The 3985-nt window shown below is 69.9% G+C and carries 5 protein-coding genes; 4 read left to right on the forward strand and 1 reads right to left on the reverse strand.

Annotation, left to right across the window (positions count from 1 at the left end; translation table 11 throughout):
* From ACFE71_RS15130 to ACFE71_RS15140, 3 genes are all read left to right on the forward strand, one after another.
* Positions 1–452, forward strand: a 452-nt coding sequence (locus ACFE71_RS15130; protein WP_375429590.1) for a peptide chain release factor-like protein, incomplete at its 5' end; no start/stop codon positions are given.
* Between the two features lie 203 nt (positions 453–655).
* Complete coding sequence (gene prmC, locus ACFE71_RS15135) at positions 656–1462, forward strand: peptide chain release factor N(5)-glutamine methyltransferase (protein WP_375429591.1); 807 nt, start codon at positions 656–658, stop codon at positions 1460–1462.
* A 254-nt stretch (positions 1463–1716) separates the two neighbouring features.
* Complete coding sequence (locus tag ACFE71_RS15140) at positions 1717–2685, forward strand: DUF4167 domain-containing protein (protein WP_375429592.1); 969 nt, start codon at positions 1717–1719, stop codon at positions 2683–2685.
* 57 nt (positions 2686–2742) lie between these two features.
* Here the strand turns inward: ACFE71_RS15140 and ACFE71_RS15145 are convergent, their stop codons facing one another.
* On the reverse strand, positions 2743–3024 hold the full coding sequence (locus tag ACFE71_RS15145; protein ID WP_375429593.1) for a hypothetical protein: 282 nt from the start codon (positions 3022–3024) through the stop codon (positions 2743–2745).
* A gap of 64 nt (positions 3025–3088) precedes the next feature.
* Between ACFE71_RS15145 and ACFE71_RS15150 the strand changes: the two genes are divergently transcribed.
* Positions 3089–3517, forward strand: coding sequence for a CBS domain-containing protein (locus ACFE71_RS15150; RefSeq protein ID WP_375429594.1), 429 nt, complete (start codon positions 3089–3091; stop codon positions 3515–3517).
* Positions 3518–3985 lie beyond the last annotated feature (468 nt).

A 3985-nucleotide genomic window follows, 5' to 3' on the forward strand; every position in this document is an offset into this window, starting at 1 on the left:
CGGAGGATGTCGACGTCAAGATCGACGAGGCGCGCGACCTGCGGATCGACGTATACCGGTCGTCGGGACCGGGCGGGCAATCGGTCAACACCACCGACTCGGCGGTCCGCATCACCCACCTGCCGACGGGGCTGGTGGTGATCCAGCAGGACGAGAAGTCGCAGCACAAGAACAAGGCCAAGGCTTTGCGTGTGCTCCGGACGCGGCTGTACGAGGCGGAGCGCGAGCGGCTGCACCAGGAGCGGGCGGGGGCGCGGAAATCGATGGTGGGGTCGGGGGATCGGTCGGAGCGGATCCGGACCTATAATTTCCCGCAGGGGCGGGTGACGGACCACCGGATCAACCTGACATTGCACCGGCTGCCGGAGATATTGGAGGGAGAGATGGACGAGTTGGTGGGGGCGTTGATCGCGGAGGACGAGGCCGAGCGGTTGGCGAGTCTGGATGGTTAGGGTGAAGCCCGACCATCCAGACTCGCCCGGCCGGCGGGGCCGCAGCCCCGTCCGACGACGCGGCTTAGCCGCGGCGCTGCCCTGCTTACTCCCTCTCCCCCTCGGGGAGAGGGTTGGGGAGAGGGTCTGTTCCGGGCGCGAGGCCTGTGACTGATACAGCCCCTCTCCCCGGCCCTCTCCCCGCAAGCGGGGAGAGGGAGAAGGTGAGTTCAGCCCTGTCCTTAGCGACCGCCCGACTCGCCTTCTCCCACACGCCCCGCCTCGACGCCGAACTGCTCATGGCGCACGCGCTCGGGGTCCGGCGGGAGGCGATGCTGCTCCGGCATCTCGACGATCCCGCCCCCGCCGCCTTCGCCGGCCTCGCCGAGCGGCGCGCTGAGCACGAGCCTGTCGCCTACATCACCGGCGCCCGCGATTTCTGGACGATCTCGCTCCGGGTCGCGCCCGGCGTGCTGATCCCGCGCGCCGATACGGAAACCCTCCTCGAGGCGGCGGTCGCGCATTTCGGGACGCGTTCCCCGCGAACCGTGCTCGATCTCGGCACCGGCTCGGGCGCGCTGCTGCTCGCCGCGCTCGATCAGTGGCCGGAGGCGCGCGGGATCGGCGTCGACCGGTCGCCGGACGCGCTCGCGGTCGCGGGGGCCAATGCGCGGCGGCTCGGGATGGCCGACCGGGCACGGATCGTCGCGGGCGGCTGGGAGGGGCGGGACGGTCCGCACGATCTGATCCTCTGCAATCCGCCCTATATCGAACTCGGTGCCGACCTGCGGCGCGAGGTCGCCGGGTACGAGCCGGCGGCGGCGCTGTTCGCCGGGCCGGACGGGCTGGACGACCACCGCGCGATCGCGCCGCTGCTTCGCGCGCGGATCGCGCCGGGCGGGGTCGCGTGCATCGAGATCGGCTCGGGGCAGGGCGAGAGCGCCGCCGCACTCTTCCGCGCCGAAGGGTTGAAGGTCGGCGTACGCCGCGATCTCGCCGGGCGCGACCGTTGCCTTGTCGTCACGCCTTGAACCGGCAGGGCGCGGCACCCACCTTTTCCCTTGTAGCGTGCGCGGTCGCCGCTATGAGCGGGCCGGGGGTCTTTCGCGATTACGGCACAAGTCGTTGAATCCGGACGCTCGCCCGCATCCTCAACCGACGCGTCGTTCCTGACCGGGGCGGTCGCGACAGGCGCGAGGGCCGGTACTGCCGAAGCGCGGTGGTCGCGCGCGGCGCTTCGCACGATGTGCACGGGGCAATTGATGGTTCACCAACGGGAACTCGCATGATCAATAATCGGCAGCAGACCGGCCGTCGGCGCGGGCGCGGCGGGCAGCGCCCGGGTGGCGGCACCGGAGGCGGCGGGGGCGGCAATCCCGGCCGGCCCGACAACGGCAACCGCATCGACAACCGCGCGCGCGGCAACGCCGCCCAGCTCTATGAGAAATACAAGAGCATGGCGTCGGAGGCGCAGCGCCAAGGCGACCGGGTCAACACCGAGTACTACCTGCAGTTCGCCGACCATTATTTCCGCGTGCTGAGCGAAAGCCGCGCGCGCTTCGACGACCAGCAGCCGCGAGCCCAGCAGAATCGGGGCGACGAGTTCGACCGGCAACGCAGCGGCCGCGACGAGTTCGGCGACGATGGTGGGATGGACGGGGACGACGACTATGCCGACGAGGGCGACGTGATCCGTCCCGGCGACCAGATGCCCAGTGATCGGATGATGGGTGATCGGATGATGGGTGATCGGATGATGGGCGACCGAGTGGCGGGCGATCAGCCTCGGCAGCGTCCGCAACAGCAGCCGCGTTCCCAGGCGAACGGCTCGCAAGGCAACGAGGGCGGCCGCCCGTACGAGGATCGCCGCCCGCGTCGTGACGAGGAGGACCGGCGTCCGCGCCGCGACGACCGCGAGCGACAGGTCGGTCAGCAGCGCGGCGAGGGCGAGGGATCGCCCCGCGCGCAGGCTCCCGTCCAGGTCGCGCCCGAGCCTCGGCCCGAAATGGTCGAGCCATCGCCGCCGATGGCCGTGCCCGAGGTCGACGCCCCGCAGCCGCGCCGCCGCGGTCGGCCGCGCAAGGAGCCGATCGCGGAGACGCGGTCGTCCGAGGACGTTGGGTCGGAGCCGACCGGCTTCGACGCCGACCGGCTTCCGCCCGCGCTGGGCATCTCCGCGAGCGATGGGGCTGACGGCGAGGTCAAGCCTCGTCGGCGGCGGGCTCGCGGGGTGGAAGCACCGGCGGCGGAATGATCGTCCGCGATCGCTGAACGGATCAGGCCGGCTCCGCTGTTTGCGGGGTCGGCCTTATCATCGTTCGTCGAACCGCTCGACATTTTCGTCATGGCCCGTGCCCGAGCTCAGGAACACCAGCCCCATCAACAGCCCGGCCATGACGATCGACCCGCCGACCCCGCCGATCACCGCCGACATCGTCACGAGGCGAAGCGGTCCGTGGATCGCGGCCAGCACCGCGATCACCGCCGCCGAGCAGGCCATGGCCGCCGCGATCATCCAGGCCACCAACAGGCGGAAGCGCCCCCAGGCGAAGCGGGCGTAATCGGGGTCGTCGAGGCCGCTCGGCTGGTCCATCATGCTTTGCCAATGGCGACGGAACGTGGTTTCCTCAACCCACAAGGATGTTGGGAGAGAACCGATGACGATCGCGGCGATCCTGAAGACCAAGGGCGCGGAGGTGGTGACGCTGTCGCCGGCCGCGACGCTCGCGGGCGCGGTGGCGCTGTTGGCGGAGAAGCGCATCGGCGCGGCGCCGGTGGTGGAGGGCGACGAGGTGGTCGGGATCTTCTCCGAACGCGACGTCGTCTATTGCCTGGCCGCCAAGGGCGCGGCCGCGTTGGCCTTGAGCGTCGGCGAGGTGATGACCGCGCCCGCGCGCACCGTCGTGCCCGACGAGCCGGTGCTCGGCGCGCTGTCGCTGATGACGCAGCGTCGCATCCGACACCTGCCCGTGATCGAGGGCGGGCGGCTGGTCGGCTTCGTGTCGATCGGCGATCTGGTGAAGCACCGGATCGACCGGATCGAGCATGAAGCGGCGGCGATGCGAAGCTATATCCAGTCCGTCTGACGACTCGGGACCGTGAGTAGCTCGTGCGGCGACGGATGCGTGAAGGCGGACGGCCACCCGGCATAGGCGGGTATGCCGATAGCCACCCGCATGACCGGCGTCCGCCGCACCGGTCGAACGACGATCCGGTTGCCCGACCGCGGCATGACGGTCTCGGCCATGGCGACGCCGGGCGGGTGAAGGAAACCGTCCGGAGGGGGATAGGCGAAGGTCACATCCGAAGCCGTGGCCTCGACCTTCGAGATGGCGTGAGAAGCCCCGATCTGCCGGGCTGGGCCGCGAAAAAGACGGTTTCGTGAAAAAAGTTGGAGAAAGCGTTTGACGGGCCGAGAAGCCCCGCATATATGAGTTTCACCGCAGCGATGCACCGGCAACGGAGCGACGCGGCGGTCACCGAGAACCAGGCGCTCAGTTAGCTCTTCGAAAGGAGGGTTACACGAAGCGTCGGTCTTTCGCGCTCTTTGACAT

The organism is uncultured Sphingomonas sp. (assembly GCF_964237155.1).
Lineage (GTDB): Bacteria > Pseudomonadota > Alphaproteobacteria > Sphingomonadales > Sphingomonadaceae > Sphingomonas.